Origin of the sequence: Streptomyces himastatinicus ATCC 53653 (assembly GCF_000158915.1) — a bacterium.
Lineage (GTDB): Bacteria > Actinomycetota > Actinomycetes > Streptomycetales > Streptomycetaceae > Streptomyces > Streptomyces himastatinicus.
In genome coordinates, this window is record NZ_GG657754.1 from 3,211,198 (window position 1) to 3,234,568 (window position 23,371).

Here is a 23,371-nt window from a genome sequence, read left to right on the forward strand (position 1 = left end):
GCGCCTCCCCGGAGGACGGCGCGCTGCTGATCGAGCGGCTCCAGTCCGCCGTGTCGCTGCGCTCGCTGCCCGAGGCGAAAGCGCTGCTGGAGGCGGCGGGCACGGTACGGCGGCTGTGGGTGCCGCCGCCCGCCGACTCGTTCGGCACCGTCGGGGAGCGGACGGGGGCGGCCGCCGAGGCGCTGCCGACGCTCGCCTCGGGGGCCTGGGCGGCCGACGTACGCCCGCTCGCCGACGAGGCCCTGGAACTGCGGTCCGGCCTGACCGCGCAGCCGCCCGAACGGGTGCTGCTGCACGGCGACTTCCGGCAGGGCAAGGTGCTGGCCGGGGAGCGGACGCCCTGGCTCGCGGTGGGGCCGCGGCCGGTCGTCGGGGAGCGCGCGTACGACCTGGCGCGGCTGGTCCTCGACCGCTGCGAGGACCTGGCCGCGGGCCCCGGCCCGGCCGCGGCCGCGCGGCGCCGGATCGCCAAGCTGGCCGACTCGCTGGACGTCGACCGCGACCGGCTGCGCGGCTGGTCCCTCTTCCGCGCCGTGGAGACGGGCCTGCGCCACGGGGCCGCCGGTGACCGGCGCCGGGCCGAGCTGCTGCTGGAGTTCGCGGGCTGGCTGTAGCCCCCACCCCGCCCCTTCCCGAACCATGGGCTCCGCCCCTGGCCCCCGACACCCCGGGCCCCTCGCGGGGCTCCCGGCGCGGGCCGAGCCCCCCTGGGCACGATGGAGGCAACGGCGAAGCCCCCGCCCAGCGGGACGGGAGCTCGGCTCCGGAGCGCCCGACGCGGGGCGGACGGCAGTCCCCCGGTCCCGGGCTGAGGCAGAGGCCCGTCTCAGGCCGGGCCCCGGCGGGAACAGGGCCGAGCCCCTGGCGTGGGCGGGGCCGCGGCCTCGATCCGGCACGGCGGCAGCACCCGTTGAGGAACGGGACAGAATCCCGGAAGGCCCCAAGCCCCAAGCCCATCGCCCGGCCAGGGGGCGTAGGCCCCCGCCCGGTGGGGCGGGGGTGCGCCTGGGTCAGGAGGTGAGGCGGGACAGGGCCTCGTCGATCGGGAGTTCCTCGCGGTCGCCGGTGCGGCGGTCCTTGAGTTCGACCACGCCGTCCTTCGCGCCGCGGCCGACGACCAGGATCGTGGGGACGCCGATCAGCTCCGCGTCGGTGAACTTCACGCCCGGGGAGACGCCTGCGCGGTCGTCGACCATGACCCGGACGCCCGCCGTGCCCAGCTTCTCGGCGAGGTCCAAGGCCAGCTCGGTCTGGAGGGCCTTGCCCGCCGCGACGATGTGGACGTCCGCCGGGGCGACCTCGCGGGGCCAGCAGAGGCCGGAGTCGTCGAAGGTCTGCTCGGCGAGGGCGGCGACCACGCGGGAGACGCCGATGCCGTACGAGCCCATGGTGACCCGCACCGGCTTGCCGTTCTGGCCGAGCACGTCGAGCTGGAAGGTGTCGGCGTACTTGCGGCCGAGCTGGAAGATGTGGCCGATCTCGATGGCCCGGTCGAGCGCGATGCCCGTACCGCACTGGGGGCAGGGGTCGCCGGGCTCGACGACGACCACGTCCAGGTAGTCGTCGACCTCGAAGTCGCGGCCGCAGACCACGTTGCGGGCGTGGGTGTCCGGCTTGTTGGCACCGGTGACCCAGGCGGTGCCGGGGGCGACCCGCGGGTCGGCGATGTAGCGGAAGGACTTGCCCGCCAGGCCCTGCGGGCCGACGTAGCCGCGGACCAGGTCGGGGCGGCCCTCGAAGTCCTCGGCGGTGACCAGCTCGATCTCGGCCGGGGCCAGGTGCTCGCCCAGCTTGCCGAGGTCGACCTCGCGGTCGCCGGGGACGCCCACCGCGGTGATCTCGCCGTCGACCTTGATCAGCAGGTTCTTGAGGGTGGCGGAGGCCGGGACGCCCAGGTGCTCGGCGAGGGTCTCGATGGTGGGGGTGTCGGGGGTGTCCAGCTCCTCGACCGGCCCGTGCTCGGCGCCCTCGACGGCCGGGACGGCGGTGGTGACCGCCTCCGTGTTGGCCGCGTAGTCGCAGTTCGGGCAGTCCACGAAGGTGTCCTCACCGGCCGCAGCGGGGGCCAGGAACTCCTCGGAGGCGGAGCCGCCCATCGCGCCGGAGACGGCCGAGACGATGCGGTAGTCGAGGCCCAGGCGCTCGAAGATGCGCTGGTACGCCTCGCGGTGCAGCCGGTAGGACTCGGCCAGGCCCTCGTCGCTGGTGTCGAAGGAGTACGAGTCCTTCATCTGGAACTCGCGGCCGCGCAGCACGCCCGAGCGCGGCCGGGCCTCGTCCCGGTACTTGGTCTGGATCTGGTAGAGCATCACCGGCAGGTCCTTGTAGGACGTGCACTGGTCCTTGACCGTCTGGGTGAAGATCTCCTCGTGGGTGGGGCCGAGGAGGTAGTCGCCGCCCTTGCGGTCCTTGAGCCGGAACAGCAGATCGCCGTACTCCTCCCAGCGGCCGCTGGCCTCGTACGGCTCCTTGGGGAGCAGCGCGGGCAGCAGCACCTCCTGGGCGCCGATCGCGTCCATCTCCTCGCGCACGATCCGGGAGACGTTCTCCAGGACCTTCTTGCCGACCGGCAGCCAGGTCCAGATGCCCGCGGACGCGCGGCGGACGTACCCGGCCCGGACGAGCAGCTTGTGGCTGGCGGTCTCGGCGTCGGCCGGGTCTTCGCGCAGCGTCTTCAGCATCAAGGTGGACATGCGCTGGACGTGGGCGGCGTTGGCCATGGGGTCTTCTCCTGCGTACGAGATGGATGTCAGGAGGTTAGCCGCCCGGGGACGCAACCCGGAAATGCGCTCCGTAAGCGCACGCTAGCGGCGCCGCAGTGGGAGGGGGGCGCCCATGACGGCGTACGGGCTCGGGGCGCTCGGGAAGAGCACCGGGCGGGCCAGGTCGTGGTAGCCCAGCGAACGGTAGAGGCAGCGGGCGGGGCTGTCGGTGTCGATGGCGGAGAGGATCGAGCGCGGCTGCACGGCGCCGTCGGTGATGGCGGTGATCAGCCGGCGGCCGATGCCGCGGTTCTGGTAGCCGGGGTGGACGTGCAGCTCGGTGATGACGAAGGCGTCGTCCAGCCAGTCCTCGTGTCCGGCCGCGCGCAGATAGGGCTGGACGATGGTGGACCACCAGTGGGTGCGGTCGTTGGGCATGCCGTAGACGAAGCCCACCAGCCGCCCCTCCGGGGTGGTCGCGCCGAGGGCGCGGGCGCCGGGGCTGGTGAGGTGGCGCAGCACGATGTGCCGCCGTACGCCGATCTCCTCGTCCGTCAGCCCGAAGGCCACGGCCTGCACGGCCAGCGCATCGTCCACGCGTGCGGCGAGGTCGAGCGGGCCGACGACGACACCTCGGGGGTCCGGGGGATGTTCCCCGGGCATCTCCAGCATGGGCGGCACCCTACTGTCCCGGTCCGGCGATCAGAACAGCACGCTCATGAACGCGCCGACCTCCTGGAAGCCGACGCGGCGGTACGCGGCGCGGGCCGCGGTGTTGTAGTCGTTGACGTAGAGGCTTGCCACCGGCGCGATCTCGTTCAGCGCGTAGCCCAGCACGGCGGCCATACCGGTCTCGGAGAGCCCGCGGCCGCGGTATTCGGGGGCGACCCAGACGCCCTGGATCTGGCAGGCGTGCGGGGTGGCGGCGCCGATCTCGGCCTTGAAGACGACGCGGCCGTTCTCGACGCGGGCGAACGAGCGCCCGGCGGCGACGAGTTCGGCGACCCGCGCCTGGTAGAGGAGTCCGCCGTCGCCCGCGAGCGGTGAGACGCCGACCTCCTCGGTGAACATCGCCACGCACGCGGGCATGATCACGTCCATCTCGTCCTTGCGGACCCGCCGCACCCGCGGATCGGGCGGGACGTCGGCGGACATCGAGGTGGTGACCATGAGCGGCTGACGCGCGCGGACCTCACGGGCCGGGCCCCAGCTGGGCTCCAGCAGGGACCACAGCTCGGCCGTGGTGTCGGCGGGGCCGACGATCGAGGAGCAGCGCCGCCCGGACCGGCGGGCGCGCTCCGCGAAGCCGCGCACGGCCTCGGGGGTGGCGCAGATGGGGACCAGGTTGGCCCCGGCGTAGCAGAGCGATTCGAGCCGTCCGCCGCTGTACCAGCCCCACATCTCGCCGCCCAGCCGCCACGGGTCCAGGCCGGCGACCTGGACGCGGGCGGCGACGAAGGCGTTGGAGACCGGGTCGCGGTTGAGCACCGCGAGGGCCGAGTCGAGCTCTTGGGGCTCGAGGACCCTGGTGGTGGACGTCGTCAGCACGTGTCGGTTTGCCTCACCGGTTGCGGGCCTGCGGGCCGGAGGGGGACTCGATTCCCCGCACTGTACCGTCCCCCTCTGATATGGCTCTCTCCCCCGGCTACCGCCGGGAGGTGCCCCCGCCGGGGCGCACGGCCTCCCCGGCCGCCGTCACCCGCCGACGGAGACCTGCGGTTCGCCGGAGGCGATGCCGTCCTTCTCCATCTGCTCGGCGATCTTCATCGCCTCGTCGATCAGGGTCTCCACGATCTTCGACTCCGGCACGGTCTTGATGACCTCGCCCTTCACGAAGATCTGCCCCTTGCCGTTGCCGGACGCCACACCGAGGTCGGCCTCACGCGCCTCGCCCGGGCCGTTGACGACGCAGCCCATCACGGCGACCCGCAGCGGGACCTCCATGCCGTCCAGCCCGGCGGTGACCTCGTCGGCCAGCTTGTAGACGTCGACCTGGGCGCGCCCGCACGACGGGCACGAGACGATCTCCAGCCGCCGCTGCCGCAGGTTCAGCGACTCCAGGATCTGGATGCCGACCTTGACCTCCTCGGCGGGCGGCGCCGACAGCGAGACCCGGATCGTGTCGCCGATGCCCTCGCTCAGCAGCGCGCCGAAGGCCACCGACGACTTGATCGTGCCCTGGAACGCGGGCCCGGCCTCGGTGACGCCGAGGTGGAGCGGGTAGTCGCACTGGGCGGCCAGCTGGCGGTAGGCGTTGACCATGACCACCGGGTCGTTGTGCTTCACCGAGATCTTGATGTCCCGGAAGCCGTGCTCCTCGAACAGCGAGCACTCCCACAGGGCCGACTCCACCAGCGCCTCGGGCGTGGCCTTGCCGTACTTCTCCAGCAGCCGCTTGTCCAGCGATCCCGCGTTGACGCCGATGCGGATGGGCGTCCCCGCGTCCGAGGCCGCCTTCGCGATCTCCTTGACCTTGTCGTCGAACTGCCGGATGTTCCCCGGGTTCACCCGCACGGCAGCACAGCCGGCGTCGATCGCGGCGAAGACGTACTTCGGCTGGAAGTGGATGTCCGCGATGACCGGGATCTGCGACTTCCTGGCGATCACGGGCAGCGCCTCGGCATCGTCCTGCGACGGGCAGGCGACCCGCACGATCTGGCAGCCCGAGGCCGTCAGCTCCGCGATCTGCTGGAGCGTCGCCCCGATGTCCGCGGTCACCGTCGTCGTCATCGACTGCACCGAGATCGGTGCGTCGCCGCCCACGGCGACCGGCCCGACCTGGATCTTCCGGCTGACCCGGCGGTCGGCGAGCTTGGTCGGTACGGACGGCATTCCGAGTGAGATCGCAGTCATCTGGTTCGTAGCCCCAAGAAGGTGTTTGAGTGGCCCGAGATCGGCGGGCTCCGGGTCCGAGATTACGGCACCGGATGGCGCCCCAGCACACTCCGGGCCCGAAGTCCACCTAAAGGCGAACTTCGGGACAGGTCACATCATCACGAAATTCGTACGGGATTCACCACGTCGGCCACCAGAACGAGCAGCGTGAAGCAGATGAAGATGCCGGCGATCACATAGGCGACCGGCATCATCTTGGCCACGTCGAACGGACCGGGGTCGGGCCGCCGGACCAGGCGCGCGAGGCGGCGGCGCAGGGACTCCCACGCGGCGCCCGCGATGTGACCGCCGTCCAGCGGCAGCAGCGGCAGCATGTTGAACAGGAACAGCGAGAGGTTGAACCCGGCGACGAGGAAGAGCATCGTCGCGACGCGCTGCGAGGGCGGGATGTCGAGGTTGGCGACCTCGCCGCCGACCCGGGCGGCGCCGACGACGCCCATCGGGGAGTCGGCCTTGCGGGGCGCGTCCCCGAAGGCCGCGTTCCACAGGTCGGGGACCTTGCCGGGCAGGGCGATCAGGGACTGGACGCCGTCCTCGACCATGGTGCCCATGCGGTCGACGGACTGGCCGAGGGACTGCTTCACCACGCCGTTGGCCGGGGTGAAGCCGAGGAACCCGGCGCTCACGTACTGGCCCTGGACGTAGCCGCCGTTCCCGTCGGACTTGGCGACCTTGTTGGTGATGAGGTTGGCGTGGAGGGTCTTGCGGGCGCCGTCCCGCTCGACGGTGATCGTCGCGGGTCCCGTGGTCCTGCGGATGTCCTGCTGGAGGTCGCTCCAGTCCGCGACGCGGTGACCGTTGAAGGCGACGATCTTGTCCCGGGGCTGGAGCCCCGCGGCCTTGGCCGGGGAGTCCTTGGCGTCCTTGGGGCACTTGTCGGTCGCGGACGAGGCCGGGACCACACAGGCGGAGACGGTGCCGACGCTGGTCGTCTGGGTGTTGACGCCGAAGCTCATCATCACGCCGACGAAGATCACCACGGCGAGGACCAGGTTCATGAACGGCCCGGCGAACATCACGATCATGCGCTTCCACGGCGCGCGCGTGTAGAACATGCGGGTCTCGTCGCCGGGCTGGAGCTCCTCGTACGCGGCCGACCGGGCGTCCTCGATCATGCCGCGCCACGGGGAGGTGGACCGCTGCGTGACCTTGCCGTCGTCGCCGGGCGGGAACATCCCGATCATGCGGATGAAGCCGCCGAACGGGATCGCCTTGATGCCGTACTCGGTCTCCCCCCGCTTGCGGGAGAAGATCGTCGGCCCGAAGCCGACCATGTACTGCGGGACCCGGATGCCGAAGAGCTTGGCCGTGGAGAGGTGGCCGAGCTCGTGCCAGGCGATCGAGATCCCGAGGCCGACGGCGAATACGACTATGCCGAGGACCGTCATCAATGTCGTCATGCGTGACCCTCCGGGGTCGCCTTCGCCGCGCGGGCGGCCAGTTCACGGGCGCGGGCACGGGCCCACGTCTCGGCTTCGAGGACGTCCGCGACGGTGAGCTGAGTTCCCGCGGAGGGGGCGCCGTGCTCGGCAACCACTTCCGCGACCGTATCGACAATTCCGTTGAAGGGCAGCTTCCGGTCGAGGAAGGCGTCCACACACTCCTCGTTCGCCGCGTTGAAGACGGCCGGGGCGGTGCCGCCGAGACCGCCGACGTGCCGGGCGAGGTCGACCGAGGGGAACGCCTCGGTGTCGAGGGGGAAGAACTCCCAGGTGTGGGCCCTGGTCCAGTCGCAGCCGGGGGCGGCGTCCGGCACCCGCTCGGGCCAGCCGAGACCGAGCGCGATCGCCATCCGCATATCGGGCGGGCTCGCCTGGGCGAGCGTCGAGCCATCGGTGAATTCAACCATCGAGTGGATATACGACTGAGGGTGGACGACCACCTCAATCCGTTCGAAGGGAATGTCGTAGAGCAGGTGGGCCTCGATGACCTCCAGCCCCTTGTTGACGAGGGTCGCGGAGTTGATCGTGATCACCGGCCCCATGTCCCAGGTGGGGTGGGCCAGCGCGTCCGCGGGGGTGACCTTCGTCAGCTCCTGCTTGGTACGTCCGCGGAAGGGGCCCCCGGACGCGGTGACGACCAGCTTGCGGACCTCCGCCCGGGTGCCGCCGAGCAGCGCCTGGAAGAGGGCGGAGTGCTCGGAGTCGACGGGGATGATCTGGCCGGGCTTGGCGATCGCCTTGACCAGCGGGCCGCCCACGATGAGCGATTCCTTGTTCGCGAGCGCCAGCATCCGCCCCGCCTCCAGGGCGGCCAGGGTCGGCGCGAGGCCGATGGAGCCGGTGATGCCGTTGAGCACGGTGTGGCACGCGGAGCGGGCCACCTCGACGGCCGCGTCCGGCCCGGCCAGGATCTCCGGCAGCGACTCGCCCGCGCCGTACCGCCCGGACAGCGCCGCGCGCAGCGCGGGCACCGCGTCCTCGCGGGCGACCGCGACGGTGGCCACCTTCAGCCGGTGGGCCTGCTCGGCGAGCAGCTCGGCCCGCCCGCCCGCGGCGGACAGGGCGGTCACCCGGAAGCGGTCCGGATTGCGCAGGATCACATCGATGGCCTGGGTGCCGATCGATCCGGTGGAGCCCAGGATCACGATGTCGCGGGGGCTGCCGGGGTCGGCGGGGGCTGCCGGGGGGCGCAGATGCGGGTCAGCCAGGGAATCCGTCATCTGCCCATTGTTGCGTCAGCCGCTTCGTGCGCCTAAACCGGCGCCGCCCCCGCGCACGGCGGGAGCGGCGCCTGTGCGGCGTCAGTGGACGGGGCGGTGGACGTTGTCCCTCATCGAGGGCCCGGGGGTGGCGTCGGCGATCCACGGTCCTTCGCCGCTGGGGTCGAGGATGCCCGCCTCCAGCCACTCGTACGAGCCGGAGAGCACCCCGGAGACCACCTTGCGGTCGAGGTCGTCGGTGTTGGTCCACAGCCGGCCGAAGAGTTCGTCGGCGCGGATACGGGCCTGCCGGCAGAAGACGTCGGCCAGCTGGTACGCCTCGGCGCCGTGGTCGCCGCGGCTGCGCAGCATCTCGGCGCGCACACAGGCGGCGCTCATCGCGAACAGCTCCGCGCCGATGTCCACGATCCGGCTGAGGAAGCCCTGCTTGGTCTCCATCCGGCCCTGCCAGCGGGACATGGCGTAGAACGTCGACCGGGCGAGCTTGCGCGCCGAGCGCTCGACGTAGCGCAGATGCGGGGACAGGTCCCGGTGGCCGGGCGGGGCGAACTCGGCGTACGCGCGCGGGAGGTGGCCGGGGCCGGTGACCAGGCCCGGCAGCCAGCGGGCGTAGAAGCCGCCCGCCTTGGCGGCCGCCCTGCCCTTGTCCGACAGGGACTTGTCCGGGTCGATGAGGTCGCCCGCCACCGACAGGTGCGCGTCCACGGCCTCCCGGGCGATCAGCAGGTGCATGATCTCGGTGGAGCCCTCGAAGATCCGGTTGATGCGCATGTCGCGGAGCATCTGCTCGGCGGGCACCGCCCGCTCCCCGCGGGCGGCGAGCGAGGCCGCGGTCTCGAAGCCGCGGCCGCCGCGGATCTGGACCAGTTCATCGGCCATCAGCCAGGCCATCTCGCTGCCGTAGAGCTTGGCGAGCGCCGCCTCGATGCGGATGTCGTTGCGGTCCTCGTCGGCCATCTGGGAGGCGAGGTCGATGACCGCCTCCAGCGCGAAGGTGGTCGCCGCGATGAAGGAGATCTTGGCGCCGACGGCCTCGTGCCGGGCGATCGGCTTGCCCCACTGCTCACGGGCCGCCGACCATTCGCGGGCGATCTTCAGGGACCACTTCCCGGCGCCCGCGCACATCGCGGGCAGCGAGAGCCGCCCGGTGTTGAGCGTGGTCAGCGCGATCTTGAGACCGGCGCCCTCGGGGCCGATGCGGTTGGCCGCGGGGACCCGGACCCGGTGGAAGCGGGTCACCCCGTTCTCGATGCCGCGCAGCCCCATGAAGGCGTTGCGGTTCTCGACGGTGACACCCTCGGCGGCCGTCTCGACGATGAACGCGCTGATCCCGCCCTTGTGGCCGTCGGACTTGGGGACCCGGGCCATGACGACGAGGAGGTCGGCGACCACGCCGTTGGTGGTCCACAGCTTGACGCCGTCGAGGATGTAGTCGTCCCCGTCGGGGACCGCGGTGGTGGCGAGCCGCGCCGGGTCGGAGCCGACGTCCGGCTCGGTGAGCAGGAAGGCCGATATGTCGGTGCGGGCGCAGCGCGGCAGGAAGCGGTCCTTCTGGTCCTGGGTGCCGAACAGCTTGACCGGCTGGGGCACGCCGATGGACTGGTGGGCGGAGAGCAGCGCGCCGATGGCGGGGCTGACGGAGCCGGCCAGCGCGAGGGCCTTGTTGTAGTAGACCTGGGTGAGGCCCATGCCGCCGTACTTGGTGTCGATCTTCATGCCGAGCGCGCCGATCTCCTTGAGGCCCTGGATGGTCTCGTCGGGGATCTGCGACTCGCGCTCGATGCGGGCGGGATCGATCCGGGTCTCGCAGAACTCGCGGAGCTTGGCGAGGAACGCCTCGCCGCGGCGCACATCGTCCGGTGCGGGCGCGGGGTGCGGATGGATCAGATCGAGGCGGAAGCGGCCGAGGAACAGCTCCTTGGCGAAGCTCGGCTTGTGCCATACCTGTTCGCGTGCGGCCTCGGCGACCTGGCGCGCTTCACGCTCGGACACCGGCCTGACGGATGATGCGGTCATCGGTGCTCCCTTGCCGCAAATGACGATCTCGTGACATTACCGGCACGTACCGCTGTTCAGTGTGCCCCCGGCGGGCCGGGTCGGCAAAGTGGTGCGGCGCCGTGAAGCGGGGGCGCGGCGCTGGTGAAGCGCTTCGACACTCTCTGGACAGCTCACACTGGACAGGTCTACTGTCTGCGTCGAAGCGCTTCGCTGCCCTCTTCCCGCCGGACGGAGTCCCCGCATGGTCACTCTCGCCGAGGTCGCCCGCCACGCCGGAGTCTCCGCCAGCACGGTGAGCTACGTCCTCAGCGGCAAGCGCTCCATCTCGGCGCCCACCCGGGAGCGCGTCGAGCGGTCCATCAAGGAGCTGGGCTACCACCCGAACGCCGGAGCCCGCGCCCTCGCCAGCAGCCGCTCCAACATCATCGCGCTGATGGTGCCCCTGCGGACCGATATCTACGTCCCGGTGATGATGGAGGTCGCCATCGCGGTCGCCACCACCGCCCGCGCGCACGGGTACGACGTGCTGCTGCTCACCGGCGAGGAGGGCCCCGCGGCGGTGCGCCGGGTCACCGGCAGCGGACTCGCCGACGCCATGATCCTGATGGACATCGAGCTGGAGGACGAGCGGCTGCCGCTGCTGCACGCGGCCCGCCAGCCCACCGTGCTGATCGGGCTGCCCGCCGACACCATCGGCCTGACCTGCGTCGATCTCGACTTCACCGCCACCGGCGCGCTGTGCGCGGAGCATCTGGCCGCCCTCGGCCACCGGGAGATCGCCGTGATCGGCGAGGCGGCGGCCGTCTACGAGCGCCACACCGGGTTCGCCGAGCGGACCCTGGACGGGCTGCGCGCGGCCGCCCGCGAGCTGGGGCTGCGGCTGCTGCACCGCCCGTGCGAGGGCAGCTACGAGTCGATGGACGGCACCCTGTCCCGGATCTTCGACGAGCGCCCCGGCACCACCGGCTTCATCGTCCAGAACGAGGCCGCCATCGATCCGCTGCTGAGCCTGTTGCGGCGGCAGGGGCGGGCGGTCCCCGAGGACGTCTCGGTGGTCGCCATCTGCCCCGACCAGGTGGCCACCAGTGCGTCCGTGCGGCTCACCTCGGTCGCCATCCCCGCGCAGGAGATGGGGCGGCGGGCCGTCGAGCTGGTGGTGGCCAAGCTCCAGGGCGACGCCTCCGAGCAGGTGGCGCTGCTGCCCCCGGAGCTGACCGTTCGGGCCAGCTCGGGCCCGCCGCCGTTCTGACGCGGCTGGTACCGCTGGTACCGCTGGCACCGCTGACGCCGCGACCCGTACGCACCGGCCGTACGACCCCTCACCGCCGCACCCCCGAGGAGCGCAACCGTGAACCCGTCGCCGCTGATCCCCGCCTCGCCCGCCTCTTCCGTCACATCGGTCTCCTCCGCGCTCGCCCAGTCCTCCCCCACCGTCGGCACCTTCGCCGAACGCGGCGGCGCCCTGGAGTGGAGCGGACGCCAGGAGACCGTACGGCTCGAAGCGTGGGGGCCCGACGCGATCCGGGTGCGCGCCCGGCTCGGCGGACCCGTCCTCGACGGGCTCCCCGGGGCGCTCCGGGACGCCCCGCCGCCGTCCGCCGCGTCCGTCGAGGTGGCGGACGGGCACGCCACGCTGACCAACGGCGCGCTCACCGCCGAGGTCGCCGCCGACGGCATGATCCGCTTCGTGCGGACCGCGGACGGCGCGGAGCTGCTGGCCGAGGAGCGCGCCCACTTCTGGTGGCCGGGGCCACGGCTGCGGACCGCGACCGGCAACGGCTACCACCGCCTGGAACAGCGCTTCCGCGCGTACGAGGGCGAGAAGCTGTACGGGCTGGGGCAGCATCAGCACGGGCTGCTCGACCAGAAGGGCGCCGTCGTCGACCTCGTCCAGCGCAACTCCGAGGTGACCATCCCCGTCCTGACCTCCAGCCGCGGCTACACGCTGCTGTGGAACAACCCGGCGATCGGGCGCGTCGAGCTGGGCGCGACCGGCACCCGCTGGGTCGCCGACAGCGCCCGCCAGATCGACTACTGGATCACCGCCGGGGACCCGGCCACCGCCCAGCGCCGCTACACCGCGGTCACCGGACGCGCCCCCATGCTGCCCGAGTGGGCGGCCGGGTTCTGGCAGTGCAAGCTGCGCTACCGCACCCAGGAAGAGCTGCTGGCCGTCGCGCGCGAGCACCGGCGGCGCGGGCTGCCGATCTCCGTCATCGTGTGCGACTTCTTCCACTGGACGCATCTGGGCGACTGGAAGTTCGACCCGGTGGCCTGGCCCGATCCGGCCGCGATGGTGCGGGAGCTGGACGAGCTGGGCATCCGGCTGATGGTGTCGGTATGGCCGTCGGTCTCGCCGCTGAGCGAGAACCACGCCACCATGGAGCAGCGCGGCTTCCTGATCGGCTCCGAGTACGGCCCCGTGGCGCACGCCGACTGGCCCGACCGGCGGGAGGGCGAGCGGATCCAGGTCGCCTTCTACGACGCCACCCACCCCGGGGCGCGGGAGTTCGTCTGGTCCCGGGTGCGGCAGAACTATCTGGAGCCGTACGGCATCCGCTCCTTCTGGCTGGACGCCTGCGAGCCCGAGCTGAAGCCCGGCTTCTCCGCGAACCTGCGCTACCACGCGGGCCCCGGTCTCGAGGTCGGCAACCTCTACCCGCGCGAGAACGCCCGCGCGCTGTACGACGGGATGCGGGCGGCGGGCGAGGAGGACGTCGTCACCCTCATCCGCTCGGCCTGGGCGGGCAGCCAGGCCTACGGCGCCGTCCTGTGGTCCGGCGACATCGGCACCGACTTCCCGACCCTGCGCCGCCAGATCGCCGCCGGGCTCAATGTGGCGCTGTCCGGCATCCCGTGGTGGAACACCGACATCGGCGGCTTCCACGGCGGCGACCCGGACGACCCGGCCTACCGCGAGGTGCTGATCCGCTGGTTCCAGTTCGGCGCGCTGTCCCCGGTGATGCGGCTGCACGGCTACCGCGCCCCGGGGCTGCCGCTGGGCCCGCAGATGACCGGCGGCCCGAACGAGGTGTGGTCGTACGGCGAGGAGGCCGAGCAGATCCTGGCCGCGTATCTGCGGCTGCGCGAGCGGCTGAAGCCGTATCTGCTGGAGCAGATGCGCACCGCCCATGAGGAGGGCCTGCCGCCGCTGCGCCCGCTCTTCCTGGAGTTCCCCGACGACCCGGCCGCCTGGGACATCGCCGACTCCTACCTGCTGGGCCCGGACCTCCTGGTCGCCCCGGTCCTGGAACCGGGCGAGGTCGAGCGGACGGCGTACCTCCCGGCGGGCGCGCGCTGGACGGACGCCTGGACGGGCGAGGAGTACGACGGCGGGCGGGCGGTGACCGTCCCCGCTCCCCTGGACCGCATCCCGCTGTTCCTGCGGGACGGCGCCCGGCTGCCGGTGCGGGACTGACCGCTGGAGGGGGCGCGTACCGCCGCCGCCATGGGGAGCGGCGGCGGTAGGCGGGCCTCAGCCGGCGCTGACGCCGAAGCTCTTGGTGCGGAAGTCCAGGCCGCCGGCCGACGAGGTGATCTCGTAACCGAACTGGACGTCACCGATGGTCACATCGCCGAACCAGCCCTTGGTGTTCTTGATCCAGTTCACGATGGGCTTGATGTCCACCGTGCCGGAGCTGGAGTTGGAGCTGCGGATGAAGGAGAAGACCTCGTTGGCGCCGTTGCTGCCTTTGTAGACGGTCCAGCTGTGGCCGCCGAGGGTGACGCTGCCCTGGGAGGTGCCGAGGGGGCCGACCGCGCCGGTCTTGTTGACCCACAGCATGATCTCGTAGTCGTAGTTGCTGTCCCAGATGTCGTACGAGGTGTTGTACGCGCCGGAGGACGGGACCGTCACGCTGTAGTTGCTGGTGAGGCTGTTGATGGCGCTGATCTTCTTGCCGACGACCTTCTTGGCGTTGGGGTAGGACTTGATGCCACCGGTGTTGGGGTGGTTGGCCCACACCCCCCAGTCACTGGCGGAGTTGGCCCAGATGGTCTGGGAGCCCGCGCCGGAGCCCCAGATGTTGTTGTAGAGCGTGTAGCCGCCGGTGGACCAGTTGCCCCACTGGTCGGAGGAGGACCAGGTGGCGGCCTGGGCGGGAGCGGCGGCGAAGCCGACCACGGCGAGGAGCGCCAGTAACGGCGTCAGGAGAAGCGAACGCACGGCTCGTCTTGGCACGATGCCGATTCCTTTCGGGTGGGGGGATTCCGGGGATGTATGGCGTCAGAGCGGTGCCAGGGCCACGACCGCGAAGCGGTCCAGCCTGACCTGGGTGTCGTACGCGCGGCCGGTCAGCAGATCGGTGCGCGCGGACGGGAGGGGGACGACCGCCGGGGAGCGGCCGTGGTTGAGGAGGAAGAGGAGGTCGCCGCGGAGTACGGCCTCGACGCCCTCGGGGATGCCGGGCAGCGGCGGTGACACCCCGGCCTCGTCGGCGGCGCGGCCCAGCAGGGCGCGCAGGGCGGCGGGTTCGGGGAGGGTGGAGACGTACCAGGCGGTGCCGTCGCCATAGGCGTTGCGGGTGACGGCGGGCAGGCCGTCCAGTTCACCGCCCTTGATCCGGGCGACCCGTTCGGCGGTGGCCGTCTCCAGGTCCTCGGACCAGAGGGTGCCGGTGAACGGGCCGAGCCAGGGGCTCTCGGCGGTCACGGTCTCGCCCTCGTCCAGCGGCCACCACTCGTGGACCGTCCGCAGGCCCAGGATGTCGCGCAGCCGCTGGTCGACTCCGCCGGGGCGGACCCGGTCGTCCTCGTCGGCGACGCCGGTGAAGAAGCCGCAGACGAGGGTGCCGCCGCCGCGGACGTAACCGGCCAGGTTCTCCAGCGCCTCGTCGGTCAGCAGATACAGATGCGGGACGGCGATCAGGGCGTAGTCGGCGAGGTCGGCGTGCGGATGGGCGAAGTCGGTGGTGAGGTTCCGCTCCCACAGGGCCTGGTGCCAGGCGCGCAGCACCTGCTCGTAGTGGAGCCGGGAGGAGGGACGGCCGTCCTGGACGCTCGCCCACCAGGCGTGCCAGTCGTGCAGGATGGCGGCCCGGGCGGGGACGTCGGTGCCCGTGGCGCCGCCCAGCTCGCGCAGGGCGGCGCCGAGTTCGCGCACCTGGCGATACGTGCGGCTGTGCTCCCCGGAGTGAGGGACCATGCCGGAGTGGAACTTCTCGCTGCCCTGCCGGGACTGCCGCCACTGGAAGAAGCAGACGCCGTCAGCGCCGCGGGCGACGGCCTGGAGCGACCACAGCCGCATCAGGCCGTGCGGCTTGGGGTGGTTGACGCCGCGCCAGTTGACCGGGCCCGCGGCCTGTTCCATCAGCACCCACGGCCCGCCCGCCTGGGAGCGCGTCAGGTCGTGGATCATCGCTCCGTAGGCGCCGCCGTGCGGATCCTTGGGGTCGGGATAGACGTCGACGGAGACGACGTCCTCCTCGGCGGCCCAGGCCCAGCCGTCCTGGCCGATGAACAGCGGCATGAAGTTGGTGGTCACCGGGATGTGCGGGGTGCGCGCGGCCAGCGCGTCGCGCTCGGCGGTGAAGCACTCCAGCAGCGCGTCGCTGGTGAAGCGGCGGAAGTCCAGCGCCTGGGCGGGGTTGCCCAGGTACTGGGCCCGGCGTGGCGGAATGATCTCCTCCCAGGAGTCGTAGCGCTGGCTCCAGAAGGCGGTCCCCCACGCCTCGTTGAGCGCGTCGAGGCGGCCGTACTTGGCGCGTAACCATCGGCGGAAGTGGGCGGCGGTGGTGTCGCACCAGCAGTGGGTGCCGTACTCGTTGCCCACGTGCCACATCCGCAGGGCGGGGTGGCCGCCGTAGCGGTCGGCCAGGTCCTCGGTGATCCGCAGCGCGTAGTCGCGGTAGACGGGGGACGAGGCGCAGAACTGGTTCCGCGAGCCGTACCAGACGACTCCGCCGGTCTCGTCGCGCGGCAGGGTCTCAGGGTGGCGGGCGCCCATCCAGGGCGGCGGGGAGGCGGTCGGGGTGGCCAGGCACACCTCGATGCCGCCCTGGTGGAGCAGGTCCAGGACCCGGTCGAGCCAGTCGAACTCGCGGGCCCCTGGGCGGGGTTCGAGCATCGCCCAGGAGAAGACGCCGACCGTGACGGTGGTGACGCCCGCCTCGCGCATCAGCCGGATGTCGTCGTGCCAGACGCTCTCGGGCCATTGCTCGGGGTTGTAGTCGGCGCCGTAGAGGATGCGGCCGCGGGTGGCGTCGTTCAGGTCGGGCATACCTGCTCTTTCGGGTCGGGACCGGCGATACGGGCTGGGCGGCTCGGTCAGCCCTTGACGGCGCCGATGAGCATGCCCTTGGTGAAGTGCTTCTGGACGAACGGGTAGAGCACCGCGACGGGGATCAGCGCGAGCACCATGACGGCCATCTGCACGGCCAGGCTCGGGATCTGCTGCGTGGAGATCATCTGGGACATGCCCTGCGGCGCCTGCTGCTTGATGACCAGCTGGCGCAGGATCATCTGGAGCGGCCACATCTGCTGGTCGTTGAGGTAGAGCATCGCGTTGAACCACTGGCTCCAGTAGCCGACCGCGTAGAACAGCGACACCACCGCGATCACCGCCCTGGACAGCGGCATCACGATCTGGAACAGGATCCGCCACTCCCCCGCGCCGTCGATGCGGGCGCTGTCGACCAGCTCGGGCGCGGTGTCCTGGAAGAACGCGCGCAGCACCAGCACGTTGAAGACCGAGATGGCGCTCGGCAGGATCATCGACCAGTAGCTGCCTTCCAGGCCGACGCCGGTGACCAGTAGATACGTGGGGATCAGCCCGGCGTTGAAGAACATGGTGACGAGCAGCAGCATCAGGATCGGACGGTGGAGGAACGACCCGGAGCGGGAGAGTCCGTAGGCGCAGAGCACGGAGACGGCGGTGCTGATCGCGGTGCCCACCGCGGTGAGCGCGAGGCTGACGAGCGTCGCGCGGGTCACCGTGCCGCCGCTCAGCAGCTCGGTGTAGGCCCGGAAGGTGATCGTCTTGGGGACGATGACCAGACCGCCCGCCTCGGTGATGGTCTTCTGGTCGGAGAGGCTGGTGACGACCACCACCCACAGCGGGCCGAGGATCGCCAGGCACACCCCGGTCAGGGTGATGCCCTTGATTCCCTGACCGACCTTGCCCGGCTCCTCCTCCCACACCGGGCGCTTCTCCCGGCCGCGTCGGCGCAGCAGTTCGCCGGAGGGTGTCGCGGCCCGGGCAGCGGGCCGCTCGGTCACGGTCATTTCCGGTAAACCCCCTGCTCGCCGAGCATATGGGCGACTTTGTTGGCGATCAGGACCAGGACGAGGCTGAAGACGCCCTTGATCAGGCCGCCCGCGGCGGCGATCCCGTAGTCCGTGTTGGCGATGCCGACCCACCACACATAGGTGTCGAAGACCTCCGAGGCACCCGGCCCCACCGCGTCGCGCTGGAGCAGGATCTGCTCGAAGCCGACGGTCAGCGCGTCGCCGACGCGCAGCACCAGCAGCAGGGCGATCACCGGGCGCAGCGCGGGCAGCGTGACGTGCCACATCCGGCGCCAGCGGCCCGCCCCGTCCACGGCGGCGGCCTCGTACAGGTCCTGGTTGACGGCGGACAGCGCGGCGAGGAAGACGATCACGCCCCAGCCCGCGTCCTTCCACACCAGCTGGGCGGTGACGAGGAACTTGAAGACCCCCGGGTCGGTCATCAGGTCGAAGCCCTCGTACCCGTGGGAGCGCAGCTGCTGGGCGAGGAGCCCGGCGCCGCCGAGCATCTGCTGGAAGATCGTGATGACCAGCACCCAGGAGAAGAAGTGCGGCAGGTAGAGGATCGACTGCACCAGGCCCCGGAGCCGGTCGCTGAGCACGCTGTTGAGCAGCAGCGCGAGCGCGACCGGAACCGGGAAGAACAGCACCAGCTGGATGAAGGTGATGCTGAGGGTGTTGGCGAAGGCGTCCCAGAAGCGGCTGTCCTGGAAGAGCAGGGTGAAGTTCTCGAACCCGACCCCAGGGGCTGGTCCAACAGCCCCTGGGTGAACGGGTCGTAGTCCTTGAAGGCGACCGTGGTCCACAGCAGCGGTACGTAGGTGAACAGCACGAGCAGCCCGACGGCGGGGGCCGTCATCAGCAGCAGGGTGCGGTCGCGGCGCAGCCGGTGCCACCACCGGACGCGGTCCGCGGGGCGGCCGCGGGTGCCCCGGCGGCCGCCGGTCGGCGTCGGGTCGCCGGCCGCTGTCCGGTCGCGGGGGTTCCGGTCGCGGAGGTGCACCGCCATCAGGCGCCGCTGCCGTTCTCTTCCAGGAGCTTGGCATACCAGTCGCGGAGCCGGTCGCCGCCGCCGCTGCGCCAGTCGCTGATGGCCCGCTGGGCGTCCTTGATCGACTTACGGCCGCGGGTGACGTCCTTGGCCAGGTCCTCGAAGGGGGTGTAGAGGGAGGCGTACCGGTTGGGCTCCTGGATCTGCATGCCGTAGAAGAGCGGCTTCTTCGCGAACTTGCCCATGCGCTGCATCCAGCCGCAGTAGTCCTTCACCATCTGCGGGAAGTCCGGGTAGGCGACGCTCGCCTGCGGGGACACGATGAAGCGGTAGGTGTCCTGGACGTCGCGGATGCCGGTGGGCGTTCTTGACCGGGGACGCCGTCCCTTCATGGTGTGGTGCACGCCTTCGACGCCGTAGTTCGATGAGGCGCTGCTCCTTGGTGCCGAAGGGCGCCGCGATGAAGTCGGCGAGGGCGAGGATCTCCTCGATCTGCTCCTTGGCGAGGTTCTTGTTGAGGAAGGACCAGATCGCGGCTGGCGGGTCGAGGTAGATGACCGGGTCGCCGCCGTCGGGGCCGAAATAGTCCATTCCCTGGATCTTGAAGTCGGGGTGGGGCCCGGCCTGTTCGAAGGTGGCGCCGTACCATTTGGCGTCGCCGTCGTTGTAGAGGAGGGTCTGTCCGGAGGTGAAGCGGGTCAGCGCGTCATTGGCCTTGCCCGCGACCGCGTCGGGGTGGACGTATCCCCTGGCGAAGAGCTTGCGGCACCACTCCAGGGCCTCCAGATAGTTGTCGGTCTCCACCTTGTGGACGAGCTTTCCGTCCTTCTCCACCCAGTAGTACGGCTTCTCGCCCGGGCATCCGAAGATTCGCTGCGCCGACCACCACATGTCGTCGCATGCCCACACCTTGCTCTTGGGCCGGGTGATCTCCTTGGCGAGGGCGAGGAATTCGTCCGGGCTCTTCGGGACCTGATATCCGTTCTTCTTGAACAGGTCCTCGCGGTAGTACGGAATGACTCCGGAGAGCGGACGGGAGGGCATCGGCAGACCGCGGAGCTTGCCGCCGAAGACGGACATCTGCCAGGCGGCGGTGGGAATGGCGGCCAGGTTGGGGTATTTCTTGACCTTGTCGCCGGAGAGATACGGGCCGAGGTCGGCGAATTTGGCGCTGACCGCCCCATGGATCTTTCCGCCCATCTCCCACAGCGGAATCATCACGATGTCGGCGATGTCACCGGAGGCGAGGACCGCACTGAGCTTTTCGCCGTAGGTGTTGCCGTCCTGCGGCTGGAGTTTGACCGTCGCGCCGAGCGCCTCGTTGACGGCCTTGTAATAGGCGTTGTTCTTGGGCGGCGGAGTGCCCCACAGCGGCTCGAACATGGTGTAGCTGCCGCCGTGGCCGGGCTTGCCCTTCACGGAGGCGACCAGGTCGGCTGCGGGCGGGGCCTTGGTGTAGCCGGGGCTGGAGCCGTTGACACTCGGAATATCCGGGTCCGCCACCTTCGAGGCCACATAGGTCGGCAGCAGCTTCTTCAGCTCCTTGCCGGAAGTGGTCCCGTTCTTGTTGCCGCCGCTCTCCGTGGAGCACGCGGACAACAGCGGAACGCCTCCCGTCACGGCCGCCGCGGCGATCGCCGTGGAGGCCAGGAAGGTTCTCCGGCTGGGAGGGGAAGTGGAGGCCGAAGCCTGGGAGTTCGGCATTGCGTCAACCCTTCGTGGCGAGCCCGCCGTACGACCGATGGTCGAAGCGCTTCGATATTGCGCTGAGATTAAGTCGGGGGGTCAGGTCGCGCAAGGGCCGGGCGGGAAGCAGTCGTCGACGTTCCGGTGATTCTCGTCTTTTCGCAACCGGGTGGCGGGAAAGGGCTGTTGACTCGTCGAGCCTTGACAGGGCGGGACCTGGGCCTCCAGCATCGAAGCGCTTCGAATCACACCTCCGACCTCCGCGAGGAGACCCGTGAGCGGTTGCGAGCCCGGTGAGCCGACGACCCGTCCGCCCTTCCGCGATCCGCGGCTGCCGCTCGGCACCCGCGTGGACGACCTGCTCGCCCGGCTCACCCCCGACGAGCGGATCGCGATGCTCCACCAGTACGCCCCTTCGGTGGAGCGGCTCGGCCTCGCCGCCTTCCGCACCGGGCAGGAGGCGCTGCACGGCGTCGCCTGGATGGGCCCTGCGACGGTGTTCCCGCAGGCGGTCGGGCTCGGCGCCACCTGGAGCCCGGACCTGGTGCGGCGGATCGGCGAGGCGGTCGGCACCGAGGCGCGGGCCATGCGCGCCCGCGACCCGCTGATCGGGCTCAATGTGTGGGCGCCGGTGGTCAACCTGCTGCGCGATCCGCGCTGGGGCCGCAACGAGGAGGGGTACGCCGAGGATCCGTACCTCACCTCCGCCCTGGCCGCCGCCTACACCCGCGGGCTGCGCGGCGACCACCCGGACCGCTGGCGCACCGCCCCGGTCCTCAAGCACTGGCTGGCGCACAACAACGAGACCGACCGCGACACCACGTCGTCCTCCGTGCGCCCGCGCGTCCTGCACGAGTACGACCTCGCGGCCTTCCGCGGCGCGGTGCGGGCGGGCGCTGTGGCCGGGGTGATGCCCGCGTACAACCTGGTCAACGGGCGGCCCAACCACGTCTCCCCGTATCTGCGGGAGCACCTGCGCACCTGGACCGACCAGCCGCTGGTGGTCTGCTCGGACGCGGGCGCGCCCTCCAACCTGATCGATTCCGAGCACTACTTCGCCACCCACGAGGAGGGTGTGGCGGCCGCCCTGCTGGCCGGGGTGGACAGTTTCACCGACCACGACCAGGACTCCTCCAAGACGATCGGCCGGGTGCGGGGCGCGCTGGCGCGCGGGCTCATCGACGCGTCCACCGTGGACACGGCGGTGCGGCGGCTGCTGACGATGCGGTGCGCGCTGGGCGAGTTCGACGGGGAGGACGATCCGTACGCCGACCCGCGGGGCGCCGGTTTCGACACGCCCGCGCACCGGGCGCTCGCCCTGGAGGCCGCCGAGCAGGCCGTCGTCCTGCTCAAGAACGACGGGCTGCTGCCGCTGTCGCCGTCCGCCACCGGGACCGTGGCGGTGGTCGGCCCGCTCGCCGACGAGTGCAAGCTCGACTGGTACAGCGGCAGCCTGCTGCGCCGCAGCTCGCCGCGCGAGGGACTGGCCGCGCGGCTCGGCGCGGACCGTGTGGTGTTCGTGGAGGGGACGGACACCGTACGGCTGCGCACCGCGGCGGGCTGGGTGCGGGTGCCGCCACCCGGTGTCGTGGCGGAGGGGCAGGCGCGCGAGCGGGCGCGGGAGGCGGCGCAGGAGGCGGCGCTCAACCCGGCGCATGCGACGGGGCGCACCGATTTGCCGCCGCTGACCATCGGCGACACCCCCACCGACCTGGCCCTGGCCGACTGGGGCGGGGGCGTGTTCACGCTGCGCGCCCCCTCCGGGCGCTATCTGACGGTCGCCGACGACGGCTTCGTACGGGCCGCCGCCGAGCAGCCCGGGGGCTGGGTGGTCCAGGAGACGTTCGCGCTGGAGCGGCACGGCGACGGGCATCTCCTCAGACACGGCGGGACGGGCGGGTATGTCTGTGTCGCCGCCGACGGCCTGAAGGTTGCCGACCGGTCCCGGGCCGAGGTCTTCCACCGCGAGGTCGTCGAACGCGGCGAGGACGCCGTCGCGCGCGCCGCCGCCGGTGCCGACGCGGTCGTCGTCGTGCTGGGCAACGATCCGCACATCAACGGCCGCGAGACCGAGGACCGCACCACCCTCGCCCTGCCCGCCGGGCAGGACCGGCTGTGGCGCGCGGCCCACGCCGCCAACCCGCGCACCGCGCTGGTGCTGACCAGCAGCTATCCGTACGCCGTCGGTGACGCGGCCGACGCGCTGCCCGCCCTGCTGTGGACCGCGCACGGCGGCCAGGCCGCGGGCACCGGGCTGGCCCGGGTGCTGTGCGGCGACGTCTCACCGGCCGGGCGGCTGCCGCAGACCTGGTACGCGTCCGAGGACGACCTGCCGGATCTGCTGGACTACGACATCATCGCGTCCCGCGCCACCTACCTCTACTTCGACAGCGCCCCGCTCTTCCCCTTCGGCCACGGTCTGTCGTACACCCGCTTCGACTACGACGGCCTGCTGGTGCGGCAGGACGGGGCCGGGACCGGGGACGCGGCCGGGGCGCTGACCGTCGAGTGCACGGTCACCAACTCCGGCCCGTGCGACGGGGACGAGGTGGTGCAGATCTACGCGAGCGCCCCGGGCGCGCGCGTGCCGCGCCCCCACCGCCTGCTGATCGCCCACCGCCGGGTGTCCTTGCGCCGGGGCGAGAGGGTGCGGCTGTTCTTCACCGTGCCGGTGGACGAGGCGCTGGGGTTCTGGGACGTGGCGCACGGCCGCTGGACCGTCGACCCGGGCGCGTACGAGATCCACGCGGGCGCCTCCAGCGCGGACATCCGCCGCACCGCCGCCCTCACCCTCGACGGCCCGCCGCCCGCCCCGCGCCCGGTGTTGCGGCGCGGTCTTGAGGCCGCGGACCACGACGCGGCGGACGGCATCGTGTTCGTCGACCGCACCAAGGCCCGCGGTGACGCGGTGACCTGCGGCGACGAGGCGGTCGGCCGACTGCTCTTCCGCGCCTGCGACTTCGGAGCGGGGGCGACGGCGGTCACGGTCGAGGCGGCCCGCGAGGGAACAGGCGGAGCGACGGTCGAGCTCCACCTCGCCGACGGCACACCGCTGGCCACCGTCGCCGTCCCGCCCACCGGCGGCCGCTACGCGTACACCACCGTCCGTACCGCCCTGACCACGCCCCCGGCCGGAGTGCACGACCTCCACGTCACGCTGCGCGGGGCCCTCAGACTGGCCCGCCTCGGCTTCTGAAGGTTGAGGGTCCGGAA

At 71.6% G+C, this 23,371-nt stretch carries 14 protein-coding genes and 2 pseudogenes; 4 read left to right on the forward strand and 12 right to left on the reverse strand.

The genetic code is table 11. The features are described from left to right. On the forward strand, positions 1-614 hold a 614-nt coding region (locus SSOG_RS12970; RefSeq protein ID WP_063631562.1), incomplete at its 5' end, for an aminoglycoside phosphotransferase family protein. A 396-nt stretch (positions 615-1,010) separates the two neighbouring features. Here the strand turns inward: SSOG_RS12970 and SSOG_RS12975 are convergent. From SSOG_RS12975 to SSOG_RS13005, 7 genes are all read right to left on the reverse strand, one after another. Beyond that, positions 1,011-2,720, reverse strand: coding sequence for a proline--tRNA ligase (locus SSOG_RS12975; protein WP_009714677.1), 1,710 nt, complete (start codon positions 2,718-2,720; stop codon positions 1,011-1,013). A gap of 84 nt (positions 2,721-2,804) precedes the next feature. Further along, positions 2,805-3,374, reverse strand: coding sequence for a GNAT family N-acetyltransferase (locus SSOG_RS12980; protein WP_050799848.1), 570 nt, complete (start codon positions 3,372-3,374; stop codon positions 2,805-2,807). 30 nt (positions 3,375-3,404) lie between these two features. Beyond that, positions 3,405-4,250: a GNAT family N-acetyltransferase gene (locus SSOG_RS12985; RefSeq protein ID WP_009714679.1), complete on the reverse strand. Its 846-nt coding sequence runs from the start codon at positions 4,248-4,250 to the stop codon at positions 3,405-3,407. A 147-nt stretch (positions 4,251-4,397) separates the two neighbouring features. Next, complete coding sequence (gene ispG / locus SSOG_RS12990; protein ID WP_009714680.1) at positions 4,398-5,555, reverse strand: flavodoxin-dependent (E)-4-hydroxy-3-methylbut-2-enyl-diphosphate synthase; 1,158 nt, start codon at positions 5,553-5,555, stop codon at positions 4,398-4,400. Between the two features lie 140 nt (positions 5,556-5,695). Further along, on the reverse strand, positions 5,696-6,997 hold the full coding sequence (locus tag SSOG_RS12995; RefSeq protein WP_009714681.1) for a M50 family metallopeptidase: 1,302 nt from the start codon (positions 6,995-6,997) through the stop codon (positions 5,696-5,698). After that, positions 6,994-8,259 (reverse strand): 1-deoxy-D-xylulose-5-phosphate reductoisomerase, encoded by a 1,266-nt coding sequence (gene dxr, locus SSOG_RS13000; protein WP_009714682.1) that lies wholly within the window; start codon positions 8,257-8,259, stop codon positions 6,994-6,996. The genes SSOG_RS12995 and dxr overlap by 4 nt, the downstream gene beginning before the upstream one ends. An 81-nt stretch (positions 8,260-8,340) precedes the next feature. Beyond that, positions 8,341-10,275 (reverse strand): acyl-CoA dehydrogenase family protein, encoded by a 1,935-nt coding sequence (locus SSOG_RS13005; RefSeq protein WP_009714683.1) that lies wholly within the window; start codon positions 10,273-10,275, stop codon positions 8,341-8,343. Positions 10,276-10,498: 223 nt separating this feature from the next. Here SSOG_RS13005 and SSOG_RS13010 point away from each other — a divergent pair, with 223 nt between their 5' ends. Together SSOG_RS13010 and SSOG_RS13015 are read left to right on the forward strand one after the other, a co-directional pair. After that, positions 10,499-11,506: a LacI family DNA-binding transcriptional regulator gene (locus SSOG_RS13010; protein WP_009714684.1), complete on the forward strand. Its 1,008-nt coding sequence runs from the start codon at positions 10,499-10,501 to the stop codon at positions 11,504-11,506. Positions 11,507-11,620: 114 nt separating this feature from the next. Beyond that, positions 11,621-13,675 (forward strand): glycoside hydrolase family 31 protein, encoded by a 2,055-nt coding sequence (locus SSOG_RS13015; protein ID WP_009714685.1) that lies wholly within the window; start codon positions 11,621-11,623, stop codon positions 13,673-13,675. Positions 13,676-13,732: 57 nt separating this feature from the next. On the opposite strand, the gene SSOG_RS13020 is transcribed toward SSOG_RS13015, so the two are convergent. The 5 genes and pseudogenes from SSOG_RS13020 to SSOG_RS13040 all read right to left on the reverse strand — a co-directional run bounded on the left by SSOG_RS13020 (position 13,733) and on the right by SSOG_RS13040 (position 20,176). After that, positions 13,733-14,437 carry a GH12 family glycosyl hydrolase domain-containing protein gene (locus SSOG_RS13020; RefSeq protein WP_009714686.1) on the reverse strand — a complete coding sequence of 235 codons (705 nt, stop codon included), beginning with the start codon at positions 14,435-14,437 and terminating at the stop codon, positions 13,733-13,735. A 45-nt stretch (positions 14,438-14,482) separates the two neighbouring features. After that, complete coding sequence (locus tag SSOG_RS13025) at positions 14,483-16,474, reverse strand: beta-galactosidase (RefSeq protein ID WP_009714687.1); 1,992 nt, start codon at positions 16,472-16,474, stop codon at positions 14,483-14,485. A 47-nt stretch (positions 16,475-16,521) separates the two neighbouring features. Beyond that, on the reverse strand, positions 16,522-17,478 hold the full coding sequence (locus SSOG_RS13030) for a carbohydrate ABC transporter permease (protein ID WP_039937420.1): 957 nt from the start codon (positions 17,476-17,478) through the stop codon (positions 16,522-16,524). Then, a pseudogene (locus tag SSOG_RS13035) lies at positions 17,475-18,490 on the reverse strand (ABC transporter permease). Before SSOG_RS13035 ends, SSOG_RS13030 begins: the two are co-directional and overlap by 4 nt. Further along, positions 18,490-20,176 (reverse strand): annotated as a pseudogene (locus SSOG_RS13040) (extracellular solute-binding protein). The pseudogenes SSOG_RS13035 and SSOG_RS13040 overlap by 1 nt, the downstream one beginning before the upstream one ends. A 256-nt stretch (positions 20,177-20,432) precedes the next feature. On the opposite strand from SSOG_RS13040, the gene SSOG_RS13045 reads away from it, so the two are divergent. Beyond that, entirely contained in the window at positions 20,433-23,354 is a 2,922-nt protein-coding gene (locus tag SSOG_RS13045; RefSeq protein WP_009714691.1) for a glycoside hydrolase family 3 protein, read from the forward strand. Positions 23,355-23,371 lie beyond the last annotated feature (17 nt).

What these genes read in the sequence shown, in the direction of transcription:
- SSOG_RS12975 (WP_009714677.1), bottom strand. Translation starts at nt 2,720, where the DNA reads ATGGCCAACGCCGCCCACGTCCAGCGCATGTCCACCTTGATGCTGAAG.
- SSOG_RS12980 (WP_050799848.1), bottom strand. Translation starts at nt 3,374, where the DNA reads ATGCTGGAGATGCCCGGGGAACATCCCCCGGACCCCCGAGGTGTCGTC.
- ispG (WP_009714680.1), bottom strand. Translation starts at nt 5,555, where the DNA reads ATGACTGCGATCTCACTCGGAATGCCGTCCGTACCGACCAAGCTCGCC.
- SSOG_RS12995 (WP_009714681.1), bottom strand. Translation starts at nt 6,997, where the DNA reads ATGACGACATTGATGACGGTCCTCGGCATAGTCGTATTCGCCGTCGGC.
- dxr (WP_009714682.1), bottom strand. Translation starts at nt 8,259, where the DNA reads ATGACGGATTCCCTGGCTGACCCGCATCTGCGCCCCCCGGCAGCCCCC.
- SSOG_RS13005 (WP_009714683.1), bottom strand. Translation starts at nt 10,275, where the DNA reads ATGACCGCATCATCCGTCAGGCCGGTGTCCGAGCGTGAAGCGCGCCAG.
- SSOG_RS13010 (WP_009714684.1), top strand. Translation starts at nt 10,499, where the DNA reads ATGGTCACTCTCGCCGAGGTCGCCCGCCACGCCGGAGTCTCCGCCAGC.
- SSOG_RS13025 (WP_009714687.1), bottom strand. Translation starts at nt 16,474, where the DNA reads ATGCCCGACCTGAACGACGCCACCCGCGGCCGCATCCTCTACGGCGCC.
- SSOG_RS13030 (WP_039937420.1), bottom strand. Translation starts at nt 17,478, where the DNA reads ATGACCGTGACCGAGCGGCCCGCTGCCCGGGCCGCGACACCCTCCGGC.